The 17,215-nt window shown below is 52.8% G+C and carries 15 protein-coding genes; 8 read left to right on the top strand and 7 right to left on the bottom strand.

Going from position 1 to position 17,215, the window contains the following annotated elements:
* Positions 1–69: 69 nt before the first annotated feature.
* Positions 70–1,506: an SAM-dependent methyltransferase gene (locus ACWHYD_RS03160; protein ID WP_447964473.1), complete on the bottom strand. Its 1,437-nt coding sequence runs from the start codon at positions 1,504–1,506 to the stop codon at positions 70–72.
* A gap of 191 nt (positions 1,507–1,697) precedes the next feature.
* Between ACWHYD_RS03160 and ACWHYD_RS03155 the strand changes: the two genes are divergently transcribed.
* A complete protein-coding gene (locus ACWHYD_RS03155) occupies positions 1,698–2,420 on the top strand; it encodes a hypothetical protein (protein ID WP_447964472.1) in 723 nt (240 codons plus the stop codon).
* A 209-nt stretch (positions 2,421–2,629) separates the two neighbouring features.
* Entirely contained in the window at positions 2,630–2,893 is a 264-nt protein-coding gene (locus tag ACWHYD_RS03150) for a DUF4321 domain-containing protein (RefSeq protein WP_447964471.1), read from the top strand.
* A gap of 228 nt (positions 2,894–3,121) precedes the next feature.
* On the opposite strand, the gene uvrB is transcribed toward ACWHYD_RS03150, so the two are convergent.
* The gene (uvrB, locus tag ACWHYD_RS03145; protein WP_447964470.1) at positions 3,122–5,128 is read right to left on the bottom strand and encodes an excinuclease ABC subunit UvrB; all 2,007 of its coding nucleotides are present in this window, start codon (positions 5,126–5,128) and stop codon (positions 3,122–3,124) included.
* A 244-nt stretch (positions 5,129–5,372) separates the two neighbouring features.
* Between uvrB and ACWHYD_RS03140 the strand changes: the two genes are divergently transcribed.
* Complete coding sequence (locus ACWHYD_RS03140) at positions 5,373–5,813, top strand: hemerythrin domain-containing protein (RefSeq protein WP_447964469.1); 441 nt, start codon at positions 5,373–5,375, stop codon at positions 5,811–5,813.
* Positions 5,814–5,861: 48 nt separating this feature from the next.
* Here the strand turns inward: ACWHYD_RS03140 and ACWHYD_RS03135 are convergent, their stop codons facing one another.
* The gene (locus tag ACWHYD_RS03135) at positions 5,862–7,544 is read right to left on the bottom strand and encodes a formate--tetrahydrofolate ligase (RefSeq protein WP_447964468.1); all 1,683 of its coding nucleotides are present in this window, start codon (positions 7,542–7,544) and stop codon (positions 5,862–5,864) included.
* A gap of 324 nt (positions 7,545–7,868) precedes the next feature.
* On the opposite strand from ACWHYD_RS03135, the gene ACWHYD_RS03130 reads away from it, so the two are divergent.
* The gene (locus ACWHYD_RS03130) at positions 7,869–9,182 is read left to right on the top strand and encodes an endonuclease/exonuclease/phosphatase family protein (protein ID WP_447964467.1); all 1,314 of its coding nucleotides are present in this window, start codon (positions 7,869–7,871) and stop codon (positions 9,180–9,182) included.
* 85 nt (positions 9,183–9,267) lie between these two features.
* Here ACWHYD_RS03130 and ACWHYD_RS03125 read toward each other — a convergent pair whose 3' ends face one another.
* The 4 genes from ACWHYD_RS03125 to ACWHYD_RS03110 form a co-directional block, all read right to left on the bottom strand.
* On the bottom strand, positions 9,268–10,191 hold the full coding sequence (locus tag ACWHYD_RS03125) for a cation diffusion facilitator family transporter (protein ID WP_447964466.1): 924 nt from the start codon (positions 10,189–10,191) through the stop codon (positions 9,268–9,270).
* A gap of 187 nt (positions 10,192–10,378) precedes the next feature.
* Positions 10,379–11,704 (bottom strand): type II toxin-antitoxin system HipA family toxin, encoded by a 1,326-nt coding sequence (locus tag ACWHYD_RS03120; protein ID WP_447964465.1) that lies wholly within the window; start codon positions 11,702–11,704, stop codon positions 10,379–10,381.
* Positions 11,704–11,955, bottom strand: a complete 252-nt coding sequence (locus ACWHYD_RS03115; RefSeq protein ID WP_447965817.1) for a helix-turn-helix transcriptional regulator — start codon at positions 11,953–11,955, stop codon at positions 11,704–11,706. Before ACWHYD_RS03115 ends, ACWHYD_RS03120 begins: the two co-directional genes overlap by 1 nt.
* Before the next feature lie 583 nt (positions 11,956–12,538).
* Complete coding sequence (locus ACWHYD_RS03110) at positions 12,539–13,078, bottom strand: metal-dependent hydrolase (protein WP_447964464.1); 540 nt, start codon at positions 13,076–13,078, stop codon at positions 12,539–12,541.
* Positions 13,079–13,787: 709 nt separating this feature from the next.
* On the opposite strand from ACWHYD_RS03110, the gene ACWHYD_RS03105 reads away from it, so the two are divergent.
* The 4 genes from ACWHYD_RS03105 to ACWHYD_RS03090 all read left to right on the top strand — a co-directional run bounded on the left by ACWHYD_RS03105 (position 13,788) and on the right by ACWHYD_RS03090 (position 17,104).
* The gene (locus ACWHYD_RS03105; protein WP_447964463.1) at positions 13,788–15,506 is read left to right on the top strand and encodes a CocE/NonD family hydrolase; all 1,719 of its coding nucleotides are present in this window, start codon (positions 13,788–13,790) and stop codon (positions 15,504–15,506) included.
* Positions 15,507–16,020: 514 nt separating this feature from the next.
* Positions 16,021–16,284, top strand: a complete 264-nt coding sequence (locus tag ACWHYD_RS03100) for an addiction module antidote protein (protein WP_447965816.1) — start codon at positions 16,021–16,023, stop codon at positions 16,282–16,284.
* Between the two features lie 9 nt (positions 16,285–16,293).
* Positions 16,294–16,584 (top strand): CocE/NonD family hydrolase C-terminal non-catalytic domain-containing protein, encoded by a 291-nt coding sequence (locus tag ACWHYD_RS03095; protein WP_447965815.1) that lies wholly within the window; start codon positions 16,294–16,296, stop codon positions 16,582–16,584.
* Between the two features lie 343 nt (positions 16,585–16,927).
* Entirely contained in the window at positions 16,928–17,104 is a 177-nt protein-coding gene (locus ACWHYD_RS03090; protein ID WP_447964462.1) for a helix-turn-helix domain-containing transcriptional regulator, read from the top strand.
* The last annotated feature ends 111 nt before the right edge of the window (positions 17,105–17,215 follow it).

The following is a 17,215-nucleotide window of genomic DNA, read 5'->3' as shown; positions in this document are numbered from 1 at the left end:
CATCATTAACCGCGTTCTGCCTTCATCATTCCAACTCGACGAGAAGTATATCGCGACAGTGAAAAATAATTAGGAACCGTTAGAGGAGAAAAACATGTGGGTGTAATCCACCGGTTGTGGCGGAAGTTGCAACATGTCTTTGATGCCTTCTGAATCGTATCCTAATTTTTGCAAATCGGGCATGGCCTTCAAAATTTCTGATTCCGTGAGATAGGCGATGGTATCCGGCACACCATGTGGCGGTAATGAACGCACCAGATTCTCTAATGCCGCGCGTTCCTGGGCCGGGGTACTTTCAGAAAGTGGAAAATCGATATGGCGTTGGTATGGGCTCACGTAGGTGCGGTTCAGTGCCTCCAGGGTACGAAGAATTAACGCCTCCACTTTCCAGTCCTGGCCTTCCGGCGGCGAAGGATGTGATGCCAGCAGATCCATGACACTGAGCACATTGGTCGACAAGCTCCGTCCCACAAAGTCCCGTTGCGATTCGATCATACCGGTGTGAATACCCAAATGCCTGGCCACGTCTAGCATCAGCTGAAAGTTCACCATGAAGCTGAATTGGCCACCCTGTACGGTATAGCAGGGCTTTTCCGGGTCATTCAGCACACGAGGATCGACCGTCCCTGCATCAAAACTGCTAAATCCGATTGCATTCGTGGCCAATAATCGCTTGGCTTCCTTAATACTCTGACATGCCCCCACGTTGTAAGGCACGAGGACTTCTTCGTCGATGTGCTTGAGAAAATCCGCAACCGTTCGGCGAAACGGAAAGGTTTTTGTCTCGATGGGGCGATATTCCCGCTCCCAGACAAGGTCCTCGAGAAACGAAGGTAACGTATGGAGAGATTCGATGTCCTGCTGATCAAATGCCTCAATAAACTTTGCCCAATCAGGGAAATCCGCTAACCGCTTTTCGTTCAGATTGGGGCGAAGCTGCTCTTCATGAATTTCACCACCTTTTCGAAGAATGAGCTTAGTTGGCAACTCGCTCCACAGTTCATTGCAGATAATCCGATCAATACTTCCATCCGGACAGGCAGACAAATCCTCAATCGAAACAGGTTCAAACGTGACCCGGTCACGATGCTTGGCCAAATCAGGATTGGCTTTGGCCTGTTCCAACAAGACCGGCTCGCGCTCAATGCATCGATAGGTAATTCTAGGGAATATCAGCTGTTCTTGATCGAGTTCCTGAAGGCGATCCAGGAAACAGGCTGCCAGGTTCCCATTTCCGACACCCCATTCCATCACGATCAATGGTACGGTCGCTTGATCGGCAGCTTGCGTTTTCGCTCGTTGTCCACACCGACGCCAATAGTCTTCGGCTAGAGCAAACCCTAACCGGAAATCGGCTGCGGCCACCGTTTGGTAATACTCTCGAACACGACTTCCCCTTAACCCGTAAAATATTCGATTAATGTGGGCTTGCCACATATCCACGGGTTGAAAATCTCCTACAAGTTGCGGCAATGCATCGGGATCAATACTTGGTGAAGCACCCATAGTTCTAACCTATTATTCCTTAGACAGAATGAATGATAATGCCTGTGGCAACGAAGTAGATGAAAATGCGTAGAATCGCCCGGAATCTTAGCAAACACCTCCTGGTGCCGCAAGGTAAGAACGAAAGTCCTTGACTCGATGTCGCCATCAAAGGTAGAGAACGTGGACTCATCAGGAACAGCATAAAAAGAATGTTGGAAATTACGAATGTGGAGTCAGACAACCTCTACACCAGGACCAACATGATCCATCCTTTGCCCCTCATGCGGTGGACCTTCCTCTTGGGCACCGTGATCGCGATCGTTCACGTTTCAATGCCCGGCACCGCTTTTTGCGATGATCCTCCCCTCCCGGCCAACTCCCCATCCATGTTGCAGCCAAAAAACACACAACACGGGTTTTTCCAATACGATACTCCGCCCGATCATTTCTCAGATGGTCCGGCCCCTTATGATAGTTACTCGCAATCGCCGCTCATTCCTTCATTGGATCAAAAACCCGCCGGCGTGTTTCTCAGTTTAGATTTCGCAGAAAGCTTCGAGGTCAAACCCACCACGCGTGGCGGCTATACACACATTCCCGTCAACCCTACCGAGAGGTTCTTGCCACACGTTCCCTCCGTGTACCTGGTGTTTTCTGTCCATGAACATTTGTCGTCCTATCAAATCATTGGCCGCCTGTTCTCTGAATCGGAAACCGTGATGGACTCTCCTCAATGGCTCGACGAAGACATCGTCGATCTTGCCACGGAAGACGAGAGCGGATTTTTGAAGTTTTTTCCACCAGACGGAATCTGGCAACCAGGCCGGTATCGCGTCGAAATCTTCGTGGGGTTCATTGCCAATGACGTCAGCAAAATGGGCACCATGCGATTTACAATTACTCCTCCCCCTTTGGCACCCCCCTCACCCTAAACGCACCCGTGTAGCCACAGGCCTTTCGCACCAGGCTATTTCTTGACTCAACTTCAGCCTTCTTGTAATGTATTCAGGAGTTTACCCTAAGCATATTTTTGGTCAATTCCAACCATCGCGTTGTCCGACCATACCTTGAACATTGAACATTCCAAGCGTTCATGCACAGGCAATTCCCTGATCTCTAACAATCCGCCAGGAGGCAATGGGTGTTAAAAAAGAGTGGGAGCTATTTACTCTTATTTATTTTTATTGGCGGACTATTAGGCAGTATTTTAGGGGAAATTCTTCAGGTCGTGGCTCCTCAGGGAACCGTACAAAATGTTTTTGTTCAGGCGTTGAACTTGGGGTTAGATCCACCGGTAACCGTCAATTTGGTCTTGATAAAATTCACCCTCGGGTTCCTCCTGAAAATGAACCTCCTCACCGTCCTGGGTATGTTCCTCGGCGCCTACGTGTATAAACACATCTAGCAGGTAGTTAAGAAAGTCCGCCAGCAGCGTTCCCGGCCTTCGTTGGTCCTCCTTCGCCGAAGTAGCTACGCAGGCTGAAAGCGGCTTCATGTCCATGCGCTTCGCTGCGCAAGGGCGCAAGAAGGCCGGCTCTTTGTCGGACTCACGTACTCACTCCTACGCTCCACCCACCAAAGTGCCTGCGGCCTTCCCGTCGAAAGACCCAAGGGCAGGTGTAGAATTTTCGAATTAGATACCGACCTGGATCTGCTTTTGTCGGAGAACCCGAATGGTATCCCGTAACTGAGCGGCTCGTTCAAATTCCAAGGCCTTGGCTGCCGCCTTCATATCTTTCTCCAATGCCGTGATGCTCTGTTCCAAATCTTTCTCCCCTCCATAAGCCGCGATAGCTTCTGCCGCCACAGACACATCCACATAATCCGCCTCTGCCAATTGGTACTCCAAATCATGGATACGTTTAATGATCGTCTCAGGGGTAATCCCATGCTCAGCATTGTATGCCAATTGAATCGTTCGTCTACGGCCGGTTTCGTCTAACGTTCTACGCATCGAATCGGTGATCACATCTCCATAGAGAATCACGGTGCCATCGCGATGACGGGCAGCGCGTCCGGCCGTCTGCACCAGGGCACGATACCCCCGCAGAAAACCTTCCTTATCCGCATCCAACACCGCCACTAAACTGACCTCGGGCAAATCCAACCCTTCCCGCAAGAGATTAATACCGACCAGGACATCAAAGACACCACGGCGCAGATCCCGGATGATGTCCGCCCGCTCAAGCGTTTTGATATCCGAATGCAGATAGCGCACCTTTAATCCCTGATCGTGATAATACTCGGTCAGATCTTCCGCCATGCGCTTGGTCAGGGTCGTCACCAGGACCCGATGTCCCTTGGCCACTCGCAGCCGGATTTCCCCGAGCAACTGTTCGACCTGGCCCTTTGCAGGCTTTACCTCCATCACCGGATCAATCAGACCGGTAGGTCGAATGATTTGCTCAACCAGCGCCTTTCCGGCGTGCTTCAGTTCATAAGGTCCCGGAGTCGCGGAGACATACACTACCTGATTCATGCATCCCTCAAACTCCGGAAATTTCAAGGGCCGGTTATCCATCGCCGAGGGCAAGCGAAACCCGTATTCGACCAAGGTGTTTTTGCGTGACCGGTCTCCTTCGTACATGCCCCCGAACTGTGGAATGGTGGCATGCGATTCATCCGCTATCAGCAAAAAGTCTTTGGGGAAATAATCCAACAGTGTCGGTGGCGGCTCACCCGGCGCCCGTCCGCTCAGGTGACGGGAATAGTTCTCAATCCCGTGGCAATACCCCATGGTTCGAATCATCTCCAGGTCAAATCTTGTCCGTTGTTCAATCCGTTGGGCTTCAAGCAATTGATTCGTCCGGCGAAAATAAGCAAGACGTTCCTCCAGCTCTGATTCAATGCCGGCAATGGCCTGTTCATAGCGATCGGGCGCAATCACATAGTGGCTCTTGGGATAGATCGCGATTTTCGGAAGCTTCCGCAAGGCGTTGCCGGTCAACGGATCGATTTCATACAGGGCTTCCACTTCGTCGCCGAACAATTCCACCCGGACCGTATTCGAATCGGACGAAGCCGGATAAATCTCAATGACATCCCCCCGCGCCCGAAACATTCCACGCTGCAACTCCAGGTCATTCCGGGAATATTGAATGTCCACCAGCTTGGCCAGAATGCGCTCACGGCGAATTTCCATGCCGGGTTCCAGATACAACAACATATCGTGATAGACCTCAGGCGATCCGAGACCATAAATACACGATACGGACGCCACAATAATAATGTCATTGCGTTGCAGGAGCGCCGTCGTGGCCGAATGGCGCATCTGGTCGATAGTGTCGTTAATAGCGGAATCTTTGGCGATATAGGTATCCGTGGTCGGAATATAGGCTTCCGGCTGATAATAGTCGTAATAGCTCACAAAATATTCGACCGCATTGTCGGGGAAATAGGATTTAAACTCTTGATAGAGCTGGGCAGCCAACGTCTTATTGTGGACAACGACCAATGTGGGTTTTTGCACGTTGACGATCACATTGGCCATGGTGAAGGTCTTCCCCGAACCCGTGACCCCCAACAACACTTGATGCTTAAGCCCTTGCTCTAAGCCAGCAGTCAACGCGGCAATCGCATTCCCTTGATCACCTTTGGGTGTGTAGTCCGACTTGAGAGAAAAGGTATTGATTGCTTGCATCGTGCCAATGTATCACAAGGCAAGCAGGAGGGGCAGGTATGTATGCACACGGTGTGATCGATAGCTGAAGAGTGCTTGCTGGAGAGAATGCCCTGTTGAGGGTGCCCCCCTGAGGATAGAAGTAAAGAAGGTTTGCGCGGCAACCGAGGAGTAATGCCGTGGATTCTCTTGACGCTTTTATGCTGATCAGTCCAGGATAATTCGAGACCACCGGGTGCCCCCAGCCTATATGAGAGGAGAACCTATGGCCACAACCACTATCGCGAAGTTTATGGAACATGACCATGACCGTCTGGATGAGATATTTAACGAGTTTCACAGAATCAAGAAGCAGGATGCTCAAAAAGCCCGTACACTGTTTCAAGAATTGTTCAACGGACTGCACCGCCATATCACGTGGGAGGAGGAGATCCTTTTTCCGGTCTTTGAAGCTCAAGCGGACATGGTCAGAGAACATGGGCCCACGGAAGTCATGCGAAATGAACATCGGCAGATCAAGTACTTTCTGGAACAGATTCAGACAAAAGTCGCAGAAGGAGATCTTCGCACCGAGGAGGGGGAAGAAGGCTTACTCCAGGTTCTTACCGCCCACAATGTGAAAGAGGAAAGAATTCTTTATCCGTGGATTGATAATTGCGTCAGCGACGAAGAGCGGGCTTCCCTGCTCGCCCGGATGGGAAATTAATTCCCGCGGCCGGTTCCCCTTCTGCCGCCCACGTTCACGTGCTCCTTTTCAAAACAACCCGACAATGTCTCCCTTTGGGTCAACCCCGATCGATTGAGCCGCCGGAACACGCGGCAAGCCGGGCATCGTCATCATATCCCCGGTAAGGACCACCACAAATCCTGCGCCCATCGCGAGGCGAACCTCGCGAACGGGAAGCGTAAATCCGGTTGGGGCTCCTTTTTTGGTGGGGTCGGTGGAAAAGCTGTACTGCGTCTTCGCCATGCAGATGGGGAAATGACCAAATCCGTGTTTTTCGAGTTCGGCAAAACGGGCGTGGACAGCCGGCGGAATCTCGACATCCTCAGCCCGATAAATCTCTCTGGCAATGATGCGCACTTTTTCTGCCAACGGAATCGTATCAGGATAGAGGACGCGAAAGTCGGCGGGTTCTTGTTCGATCACCTCACGAACCGTTTCGGCCAAGCACAGCGCACCGGCTCCACCCTCAGCCCAATGATTCGCCAGGGCCATTTTGACCCCAAGATCCGCACAAGCCTGTTCCACCAGTTCCAACTCCCGCTTGGTATCACTCGTGAATTGGTTGATGGCCACGACCGCCGGGACACCGAATTTTTTCACATTTTCCAAATGGCGCAATAAATTCGGCAACCCCTGCCGGAGGGCATCCAGATCTTCCTGTTCGAGTTCTTTTTCTTTCGCCCCGCCATGAAGTTTTAAAGCCTTGATCGTCCCGACCACCACGGCACATGCCGGCTTGAGGCCGGATCGTCGACATTTAATATTAAAAAACTTCTCGGCTCCGAGATCGGCGCCAAACCCTCCTTCGGTCACCACATAATCCGCGAGGGTGAGAGCCGCCTTGGTCGCCACGACGGAACTACACCCATGGGCAATGTTCCCGAACGGTCCGCCATGCACCAGAGCCGGATTATGTTCCAAGGTCTGGACAAGGTTGGGATTGAGCGCCTCCTTGAGTAAAACCGTCATGGCACCCTCCGCCTGGATATCTTTCGCAAAGATCATCTCGTTGTTCACCGTCCGCCCCACTTTGATATTGCCCAAGCGCTGTTGAAGATCCTGGAGGTCCGTCGCCAAACAGAGAATGGCCATGACCTCTGAGGCCGCAGTGATGTCAAACCGTCCTTCCCTCGTAAATCCGTTGGATTTTCCGCCAAGCCCGGTGACCACGGATCGCAGTGACCGATCATTCACATCCAGCACCCGCCCCCACGTGACCCGACGGGGATCAATCTGGGGTTTGTGCCCCCAATGCACATGATTGTCTACCAGAGCCGCCAACATATTGTGGGCAGACGTGATCGCATGGAAATCCCCCGTGAAATGCAAATTGATCTCAGTCATGGGAACCACTTGGGCATACCCTCCCCCACATCCACCGCCCTTCATCCCGAAGCAGGGACCCAGACTTGGCTCCCGAATTGCCGCAACCGCCCGTTCGCCGATCTTATTCAATCCATCCACCAGACCGATGAGCGTGGTGGTTTTGCCTTCTCCCGCCGTCGTTGGGCTCATGGCGGTGACCAGAATGAGCTTGCTCTCCGGCTTGCTCGGAAATGGTGGGAGTGACGCTAAAGGAATTTTAGCCTTATACCGCCCGAACAATTCGATTTGACTCGCATCCAGTTGAAGTTTTTCCCAGGCGACTTCGGCGATGGGTTGCAATGGTATACGGTTGGCGACGTCGAGATTAATGGAAGAATGACTCATCAGGCTGACTCCTCAAATAAACGTGATGGGAATACGGTCTCAATATTTCATGCATTATGGCATACTCGAAGCGGACATCCGACCTTCTCCTGCCCTGGCGCCTTCTTGCATGAAACCATGACCTCGTATCGACATGCTGTGTTGCCAGCCCGGTGGATTGGCTCTGGAATTCCCGGACAACACAGGAAATACAACCGATCAATTCCCGGTAACTGCGATGGGGTCTCGCACAGAGGAAAGAAGAAGGGATATCAGCTCAAGGACTATGACGGAGACTCCAGGTCCCGCTTGGTATTCTCCCTCAAGTTTTGTTAAGTAGAAGGCATGCGTAAACTTTTCAGTACAGTCTTTCTCTTCACGTGGTTCACCCTGTGTGGCTGGTCCATCACCTTCGCCCAGGATTTTCAGGTAGGACAATCGGTGATGCTTGAAGCCATGAAGCCTATTGGAGTCCCTCTCCATCGCAACCCGTCACCGAGCTATTTGAAGCATGTTCCGTCGGGAACTTCGGCCACCATTGAAGAGACCGCACAGAATGGACAATGGGTCTACCTTCGGTTCCCTAATGATGACAAGGCCTGGGTCCATAAAAAATATCTCAAAGCCGGTTCACCACAGTCGAGACCACCAGCCAATCCCGAAATTCCCCGGACTGCGGAGGGCGGCGAGCATGCCGTCTGGGCCAGCCGGGATCAGTGCGAGGCGGTCGTCAAGCAAGGCAATCGTATGGCTGCGGAATCTTCTTCCAAGATCCGGCTTGCCACATGGAATATACGATGGTTTCCCATCGGCCAGCCCACTGATCAAAGTGAGGATCATGCCGAGCCGACTGATCTCGAATGGCTGATCTGTGCGATCCGTTGGATGCAAATCGATATTCTCGCAGTCCAGGAAAGCTTAGCCACCCCGGAGGCTAACAAGGCATGGGACACGATCATCGCTTCGCTGAATCAACAAACCGGGGATACATGGCGGTGGTACCGCCAACCGTGCGGCCGGCCCGAGGACCATCATGTCGGTCTCTTATGGAACGACACCCGCGTATCCTTGTCGCAATTTGAAAGCTTATGGCAATTCAATGCGAAAGCTCGATCGGCAACCCAAGCCTGCACCTTCGGATTACGCCCAGGGCAATATGCATGGGTGAAAGCCAGAGAACCCGAGGGAGTCGATTTTCATCTGATCGGGCTCCACTTAAAATCAGGTCCCACCGTATTTGCCGTGGAAGATCGCCATAACGCGTTGAACGGGATTGATGAAGCGATAGGTCCCCTCCTCGCTCGCGATCGGGATGTGGTCATACTCGGGGACTTCAATACGATGGGTGCCGGCGATTGGCAATCAAGGAACTCCGAACTGAAAAACTTGCGCAGGAAAGTTGCCAAGGAAAAACCCGGTTTTACTGACCTGACCTTACATCCGCAATGTTCCCACTATTTTCGCGGACGCGGAGGCTGGTTGGATCATGTGCTGGTTCCACAAGAGATGCAAGAAGTCACCGTCACCACAGTCCAGGTCACCGGCTATTGCGCCGTGGCAGGCTGTGAACGAATTCGAGGAAACTATCCGCTTGCCTACCGTCATCTCTCGGATCATTGCCCCGTGGTGTTGGAAATCGAGAATACAGATAAAGATTAAGCGGTGGGAGTGAAGGGGCAAATCGGCATCCACGGAGCACATGCCCCATACTTGCGCAACCTCACGCACAACAAGGCGTCATGGATTACTCCAAAACTTTCAGAATCCGCCGGGCCTCGGCCTCCACAAACACCCGTTTCACAAGAGGGTGCTTCACTTTAATATCCTTATCCAATGTGGCCACGCCGCGCTCCACCTCTTCGGACGTGACCCCGTCTCGAAAGTCCACACTCAGATTCACCAAAATAAAATTGGGGCCCATGTGCATGGTCAAGACTTCATTCACATGCTCAACGCCTGGGAGCTGTTTCGCCATGTCACGAATACTCTGAACCACTTCCTTATTGGCGCTTTCGCCAATCAACAATCCTTTCGTTTCATACGCAAGCCACATGGCGATCCCGGCCAGAATCAACCCGATGATACAGGTCGCGATGCCGTCAATATAGACAATACCGGTGACCTGTCCCAACCAGATACCGACAAAGGCCACAGCCAGACCCAGCACCGCCGCCGAATCTTCAAAGAGGACCATAAAGATCGTCGGATCTTTTCCCCGTTGAACCGCTTCCAAATACGACCACTTTCCCTTGGCACGGGAAAATTCACGGAATGCCATGTACCAGGCGGCACCCTCAAACAGGAGGGAGAGACTCAACACGATATAGTTGACCATGGGGTTGATAATCGGTTCGGGATACAGAATGTGCAACACACCCTCATACAGAGAGATCCCCGCCCCTAGCGCAAAGACCATAATGGCTACCGCAAAACTCCAAAAATAGATTTCCTTCCCATACCCGAACGGGTAGCGCTCATCAGCCGGACGTTTCGCACGATGGAGACCATAGAGCAAAAGACCCTGATTGCCCGTATCCACCAGGGAATGGATGCCCTCGGCCAACATCACCGAACTGCCCGTCATCGCCGAGGCCGCAAATTTGGTGATCGCAATAAGGCTATTGCCGATCAACGCCGCATAGATAACTTTTTTATTGGATGAGGCCATCAGACATGCAAGCCATTGGTGAAAATCTTCAACGTGAGAATTGGGAACTGTACCCGATATGCCAAATAAAAATCCGGTCTTTGGTCAAGTCGACGGATGAACATGACATGGACGTATTTTCAATTTCCCGACAAAAGGTCTGTACATATGGGAATGCCCGGGAGCATCCATCGTTCTTCACGCATGCTTATCCTTTTGCCTTACCCACCGGCAGCTTGCTCAGACGATCGGTGATCGCATTTTTGACTGATGTGTGAATGGCCGCGGGAAATTCCACCGGCAATTCGCTTTCAATTGTTTCAATCGCCTTTGGAGCCGTATCAGCCATTTCCTCGATCGCCTCGCGTACAAGGTTTTTCGGGAGCCCTGCCGCTTCTCCGGTTTGAATAAAATGCCGCCAGAGTATTTCGTCAATTCGATAATGACAGCTCGTACCGACCGACATGGCCAGCTTCATCTGCTTGCGTTCGATCTGGTGCGCATCAAGACTCGGCTGAGCGGTCAGCACGTCATATAGCGGGGTCAGGTGAAAACTGCCACCGGGACTGAGAAAGATACTGAAATTCTTGGCATGCCCGTCCGTCGCGCCAATCATCCAGAACAGGATTTGGGCCTTCAACACAATTTTCTGATCGCCAGCCGGGGTATCACTCCCCTTCAGCAGATTGAGAATCTGCACCATTCCCGGCCCCCCGTGACTTTGATATTTCCGGGTGGGCGGTACCGACAGGGCCTGGCAACAATCCTCCTGCGGCAGTCGCAGCAGACGGTTGTCTTTCGTCCAGAGCCGGTCGAACCGCTCAATGACCAGGGCGCGCGTGCTCCCGAACATGGACATGTCGGCCCGTGCGACCGGCAACCCGAAGGCGGCAGCCAGTTGAAGGCAGTAAAATTCATTTTCGACACTGTTTGAAAGATCGAGGCCGTTCGGTAACCGGCCAATCGGCTTTTTAAAGATATGAGTGGTCGGTGTCGTCCCCTGCGGTTTGTGCCATTGACCTTTATGACGGAGCAGCGCCGTCTTTTCCTGTGCCCCGGCAATCGATATCCGGAATGCATCATCATGGGTTAAACCTAATGGAGCCTGAGCCAGTCCGTTGAGCAGTGTTTCAATGGCGGCATCATTAAGTGCATTACCCCTCATGACGGCGGCATCGCCACTTTCGTGGCCAACATCATCGGCGCTCACAAACTGCAAAGCCCCGACACAGTCGCGGCCAATGGCCGCAAGCAGGCTATAGGCATCCGTCCCGGCAGCTCCCACTTTTTCCGCCACACGTCGGCGAAGCATGTCCGAGTCGGGCAACAGGTTTTCAAACACGGCAACCACGGGCTCTCCTCTAAATGCGTCCTCCCGCAAAGGGAGGGACAGAGAGATCGGGAGCGCATGTTCCCATTCCAACCAGCTGTGATCATACTGAAAACCGATGGCACCGCTCACAGCCTTATGAAGTTGACCGACAAGACGGTTATTCAGAAGCACATGAAGCGGCGGTCGGCGCGGACGGGGCATCAGAAAATATCCTCGATCTCGGCGGAGCCTCCTTTCGACCGTGGCACGATCCGGAACTCCAGATCGAGGGCGGCCAGGACCGCAAGAATCGTCTCCAGCTTCGCAGCCGGATTGCCCGTCTCGATCAGGGAAATCGTCTCCTGCCGCAGGCCGGTCTTCTCGCCAAGTTGACTCTGGCTTAGGCCGAGATTCTTGCGGGTCCGGCGAATCAGGTTGCCGATCTGTTTTGGATTGCGTGCGAGGTCGGTCATCATCACTTCCTTAACCATGATTATGCGACAAAACCGATAAAATTACAATATCGGAATTGGCGCATATTCAAATTTTATGTGACAAAGCCGATAAAAACAAATTATCGGAATTGACACATAAAGCTCATCCTGCCTTGGAATCGGGAAAGTGGGAAAACGCTGTTTTTAAAACCAGAGGTCTATCGTGAATGCAAATAATTTCCAGGCATTCCTGTCTTGGGGTTAAGCCAGTAGAGGTGGCATTGTCATATGATTTTTTTTGTCGTCTCTATTTCTCCCATGATCCGACGCCTGCTGCCCGGCCCTATGGTCGGACGCTCTCATCTCTGGCGGGCCTTGTTTGAGCCCTGCGAGTTGGTCCGCCCTCCTATGCCTTGCGTCCGATCAATCTGATGTGACCGGGCAGGGCGTCATTGGTTTTGAGTCCTTTTCCCGAAAGAAAAGGACTTCGGCTGCCGGGCCGAAACCCGGAAATTTCGTTTTTTTTGATCTAACAATGCGGAAGCTTATGGGAATGACTCTATAGACTGCTCTCCTCCCTTTTCCTTATTTCCTTCCTCTCCTAAGGCTACCCCTGCGCGCTCTATTTTGCCGTTCTCCCGGTGACTTTTAACACAATCAACCAGAGAACCACGGGTATGCCAATCCACACCAGTTCACTGAGGAGCACTCGCATTCCCTCATAGGAGACAAAGGCTGAGATTCCAATTGGCGAGACGGATACGGGTCTCCAGGGGAAAAAATATCTGGTCGAATCGAATGGCGCGAAAAAGGCAATGCCAAATCCACCATCGGTCAGAGCATCCAGGAATCCATGGGACAGGGTGACGAGAAAGAAGTACATGGCAAACAGCCAATACCGCCTGGTTCCATACCGGATGGTGGGGGCAGCCAACCTGGGCACCACCAATCCCAGCAGCATCGCAAACGCAATGGAATGTGTCAGGCCACGATGCCCCAACATATGCTCATACGGAATCCCGAACATTAATCCCAGCACATCCGCATCCGGCAAGAGGCAACAGGCCATGGTGAACCACCAAAACCTAGAGGTGTGGAATTGTGAGGAAAGACTTTTGCCCATGGCAAACGCTACTGCGACATGTGCAAATGCTGAAGCCATTACCTTCTCCTTCTCTTCACGCTCTTGCTATCATAAAGCTCATTGATATTTAGAATAGAACATTCATGTCGCTCTTTCGTGTAAGTCTCACCCAATCAATTGGCAGTGGCCACCAGTGTTCGGCAATGTATCGACGCCTGCCGTCTGGCCCTCAAAAAGGGACGCCCTTATCTCCCGGCGGGCCTTGTGTGAGCCCTGCGAGTTGGACCGCCCTTCCCATAGTCGGCGTTCTTTCTCTATGAATTAAGCCGGACGGGGCGTCAATGGTTTTGGGTCCTCTTGCCGAAACAAAAGGGCCTCGCCTGCCGTGGCGAAACCCGGCAACACGGAAAATCACATTGACACCAGGGTTGTAAAAGCTCACACGAGGCCTTCTCCTCAGGACGCGTTTTTACTGGTAAACTCCAAGTTGGATCCCTGATACAAGCCGTCAAGCTGTAAGACCAGAACCAATACTCGTCCACTCCATATGTTCAGAAGAACCCATCTCCGATTCCGATCTGCCAGCCGTTTCTCCTCTCTCCCCACCCCCGGACTCTTCCGCTTATGGGCTTTTCTCATACTTCTCGGGCTGGCACTCCCTGTCTTTACAGGGTGTGCGCCAAATACTGTAGAGCACTCTGACCCGGCGGCAGCCAGCCCGCTATCTTCACCTTTAAACGTTGAAGAACATGACGGGAAGTTTCACCGTACTTCGCAGTATCTCACGATGCAGGACGGGGTCAAAATTGCGGTGGATGTCTATCTCCCCGCCGACCTTAAGCCAGGTCACACCATTCCCACCCTCTTACACCAAACCCGCTATTGGCGGGCGATCACATATCGATGGCTGGTCTCCGTCTTCAAAGAGGATGGTCCCCGGGGGCTCATCGGGTCCTATGCCAAACGATTCCTGCAACAGGGCTATGCCTGGGTGGATGTGGATGTGCGCGGCTCCGGCGCGTCATTCGGGAGCAGACCGATTGCCTATTCCCCTGAGGAAATCAAAGACGGCGCGGAAATTGTGGACTGGATCATCGCCCAACCCTGGTCGAACGGAAAGGTCGGGGCCATGGGTATTTCCTATAGTGGCGGGACCGCTGAAATGTTACTCGTCAATCAACATCCGGCCGTGAAAGCGATTGCCCCGATGTATTCAGGATTCGATCTCTATTCCGAAATTATCTTTCCAGGTGGCATCCATCTCGACTGGTTTACCGAAACCTGGAGTGCGATTACTCATCGTCTTGACCGCAACCGATTACCCCACGCCGGATGGACCGCCAAACTCTTCGTGCGTGGAGTGCGGCCGGTCGATGGGGATGCTGACCAGGATCTCTTATCTCTTGCCTTACAAGACCACACGTCCAATTGGAGTCCTTACCGGGAAGCCTCGGGAATTGTTTTTCGGGATGATCCTCCACCATCACGGCAGGTCGTCAACATCGATGCCCTCAGCACACAAACTTATGCCTACGACATTGCCAGGTCAGGTGCAGCCATCTATAGCTACAGCGGGTGGTTTGACGGGGGATATCAACTGGCCGCCATCAAACGGTATCTCCACTACAAAAAACCATCGCATCGGCTCATCATCGGGCCATGGGACCACGGTGGGAAACGCCGGATCAGCCCCTACGCGCTGGGACCCGCGCAGTTTGACCATGCGGCGGAACTCATTAGATTTTTCGACGTTCACCTGAAGGGGATGGCCACGGAAAACGCAAATGATCCACCGATCCGCTACTACACCATAGGCGAGGAACGATGGAAAACATCCACAAGCTGGCCGCCTGAGTCCTCTCCCATGTCAATGTATTTCCAACAAGAAGGCGGGCTTTCGAGGAATGCTCCTCCGGCAACAGACAATCCGGATCAATATCAGGTGGATCTCACCACGGGAACCGGCAAGCATACCCGGTGGAATACCCTGGTGGGTATTTCGCTGATTGATCCTTATCCCGATCGTAAGGAACGAGACAAAGATTTGTTGGTCTATACGTCTGAGCCGCTTTCAGAGGCGCTCGAAGTCACCGGCCATCCGGTGGCCACCGTTTACCTCTCCGCCACCACCCAAGATACGAACCTCTTTGTCTACCTGGAAGATGTCACACCGGAAGGAGACGTGCATCACGTCACCGAAGGCGAGTTGCGGGCCATTCATCGGAAATGGCAACCGAGCGACACCATCTTTACCCCCACAGGTCCACTCCCCGTCCACACGTTTCGCCGCGCTGATGCCGCTCCCCTCATTCCAGGTGAAGTGATGCCCCTAACCGTCGCGTTGCTCCCCACGTCCTATCAATTCAAAAAAGGGCATCGCATCCGGATCGCCATGGCAGGAGCCGACACAGATCATTTCCAGGCCTTGGATGGACCGGCACCTACCTGGGAAGTCTGGCACACACCCGATCGCCCATCCCACATTGAACTGCCGGTGGTTCATTAAAATTACCGGGCCCTAACAATTTGCGGGGAAAGCGTATCCAAGAAAAGTTGTCATCTTGAGTGAAACGAAAAATCTGACCCCAGCCAACACCACACTCGCGTTTTTTTCATCGTCGAGAATCCCTCTAAAGTGTTGCCCGTAAAGCGTGTTGGCAGGTGCACGCATAGTACTTGTGTGCTTAACTTTCGTGTCAACATGATGTTCTGTATGGCCGGGTTTCGCCCCGGCAGACGAGGCCCTTTTGTTTCGGCAAAAGGACCCAAAACCATGGACGCCCCGTCTGGCTTCATTCAGAGCGGAGGGACGCCAGCTTTAGGAGGGCGGTCCACCTCGCAGGACTCAAATAAGGCCCGCCAGATGAAGAGAGCGTCCCTCCGGTGGGCCAGACGGAAGGCGTCGGAGCAGAACCAATGACCAATCAACCCTAAGGAAATTAAAGATATCGAAAGCGGGAAAAGATATGGGAACGAGTACATACTGAGGCTATGAAAAGAGCAAAGCCTATCAACCAGACCTGATTGAAAGCCTGAAAGATGCCGGTGAGGCCGAAGAATATTTGAACGCGGCGCTGGAAGAGGACGATCCCGAATTGTTCCTTCCGGCGTTAAGGAATGTGGCCGAAGCTCAGGGCGGTGTGGCACAACTCGCCGAAAAGGCCAAGCTCAACCGCGAAAGCTTGTACAAGATTCTCTCCCAACGGGGCATTCCTGAACTCAAAAACCTCGATGCAATCCTCCACGCGTTAGGATTCCGCCTCGCCGTAACGGCAAACCGCTAGGCCTGACGGATTTACCGCGCAAGGGAATCTCCACCGCTTGCAACGAAACTTCTAGATATTGGTTCGGGAAACCTGCCCCTCAAGCCACTACTCAAGTTACTTCCCACGTCCTATCAATTCAAAAAAGGGCATCGCATCCGGATCGCCTTGACCGGTGCCGACAAGGATCACTTCCAAAACTTGGATGGCCCGGCACACACCCGATCGGCCATCCCACATCCAACTACCCGTAGTTCGCTGAGAGTTACCAACCCTAACTGTTGGAAAAGCGTATCCGGGAAAAGTTGTCATCTTGAGTGAAACGAAAGATCTGAGCCCAGCCAACATCACACTCGCGTTTTACAGCATCGAGGATCCCTCCTGGGTGGTGCCCATAAATCATGTTGGCAGGTGCACGCATTCCACGTGCGACCCCACTCTCGTGTCCTCGTGATGTTCCAAGTTGCCGGGTTTCGCCCCGGCAGACGACCTACTTTTGTTTTGGCAAAAATAGGCAAAACCATGGACGCCCCGTCTGGCCTTAGGAGAGCGAACGGACGCCAGCCTGCAGAGGGCGGACCAACTCGCTCCGCTCAAACAAGGCCCGCCCACTGAAAAGAGCGTCCCTTCCTTGGGCCAGACGGCAGGCGTAGGAGCAGAGCCAATGACCCAAAAAGTGGCAGAAGCTCAGGGCGGTGTGGCACAACTTGCCGAAAAGGCCAAGCTCAACCGCGAAAGCTTGTACAAGATACTCTCCGAACGGGGCAATCCTGAACTCAAAAGCCTCGATGCACTCCTCCACACGTTAGGATTCCGCCTCGCCGTAACCGCAAACCGCTAGGCTTGACGCAGAATACGCCGACAAGGATCGCCACAGCCCGAGACAAAATGGCTTGATATGAAGTTGTAAGACATGATCCAATTCCGTTATGCGAGATGCAATTTATACATG

Source organism: Nitrospira sp. Ecomares 2.1 (assembly GCF_965152585.1).
This window is presented reverse-complemented; position numbering and strand designations above follow the sequence as displayed.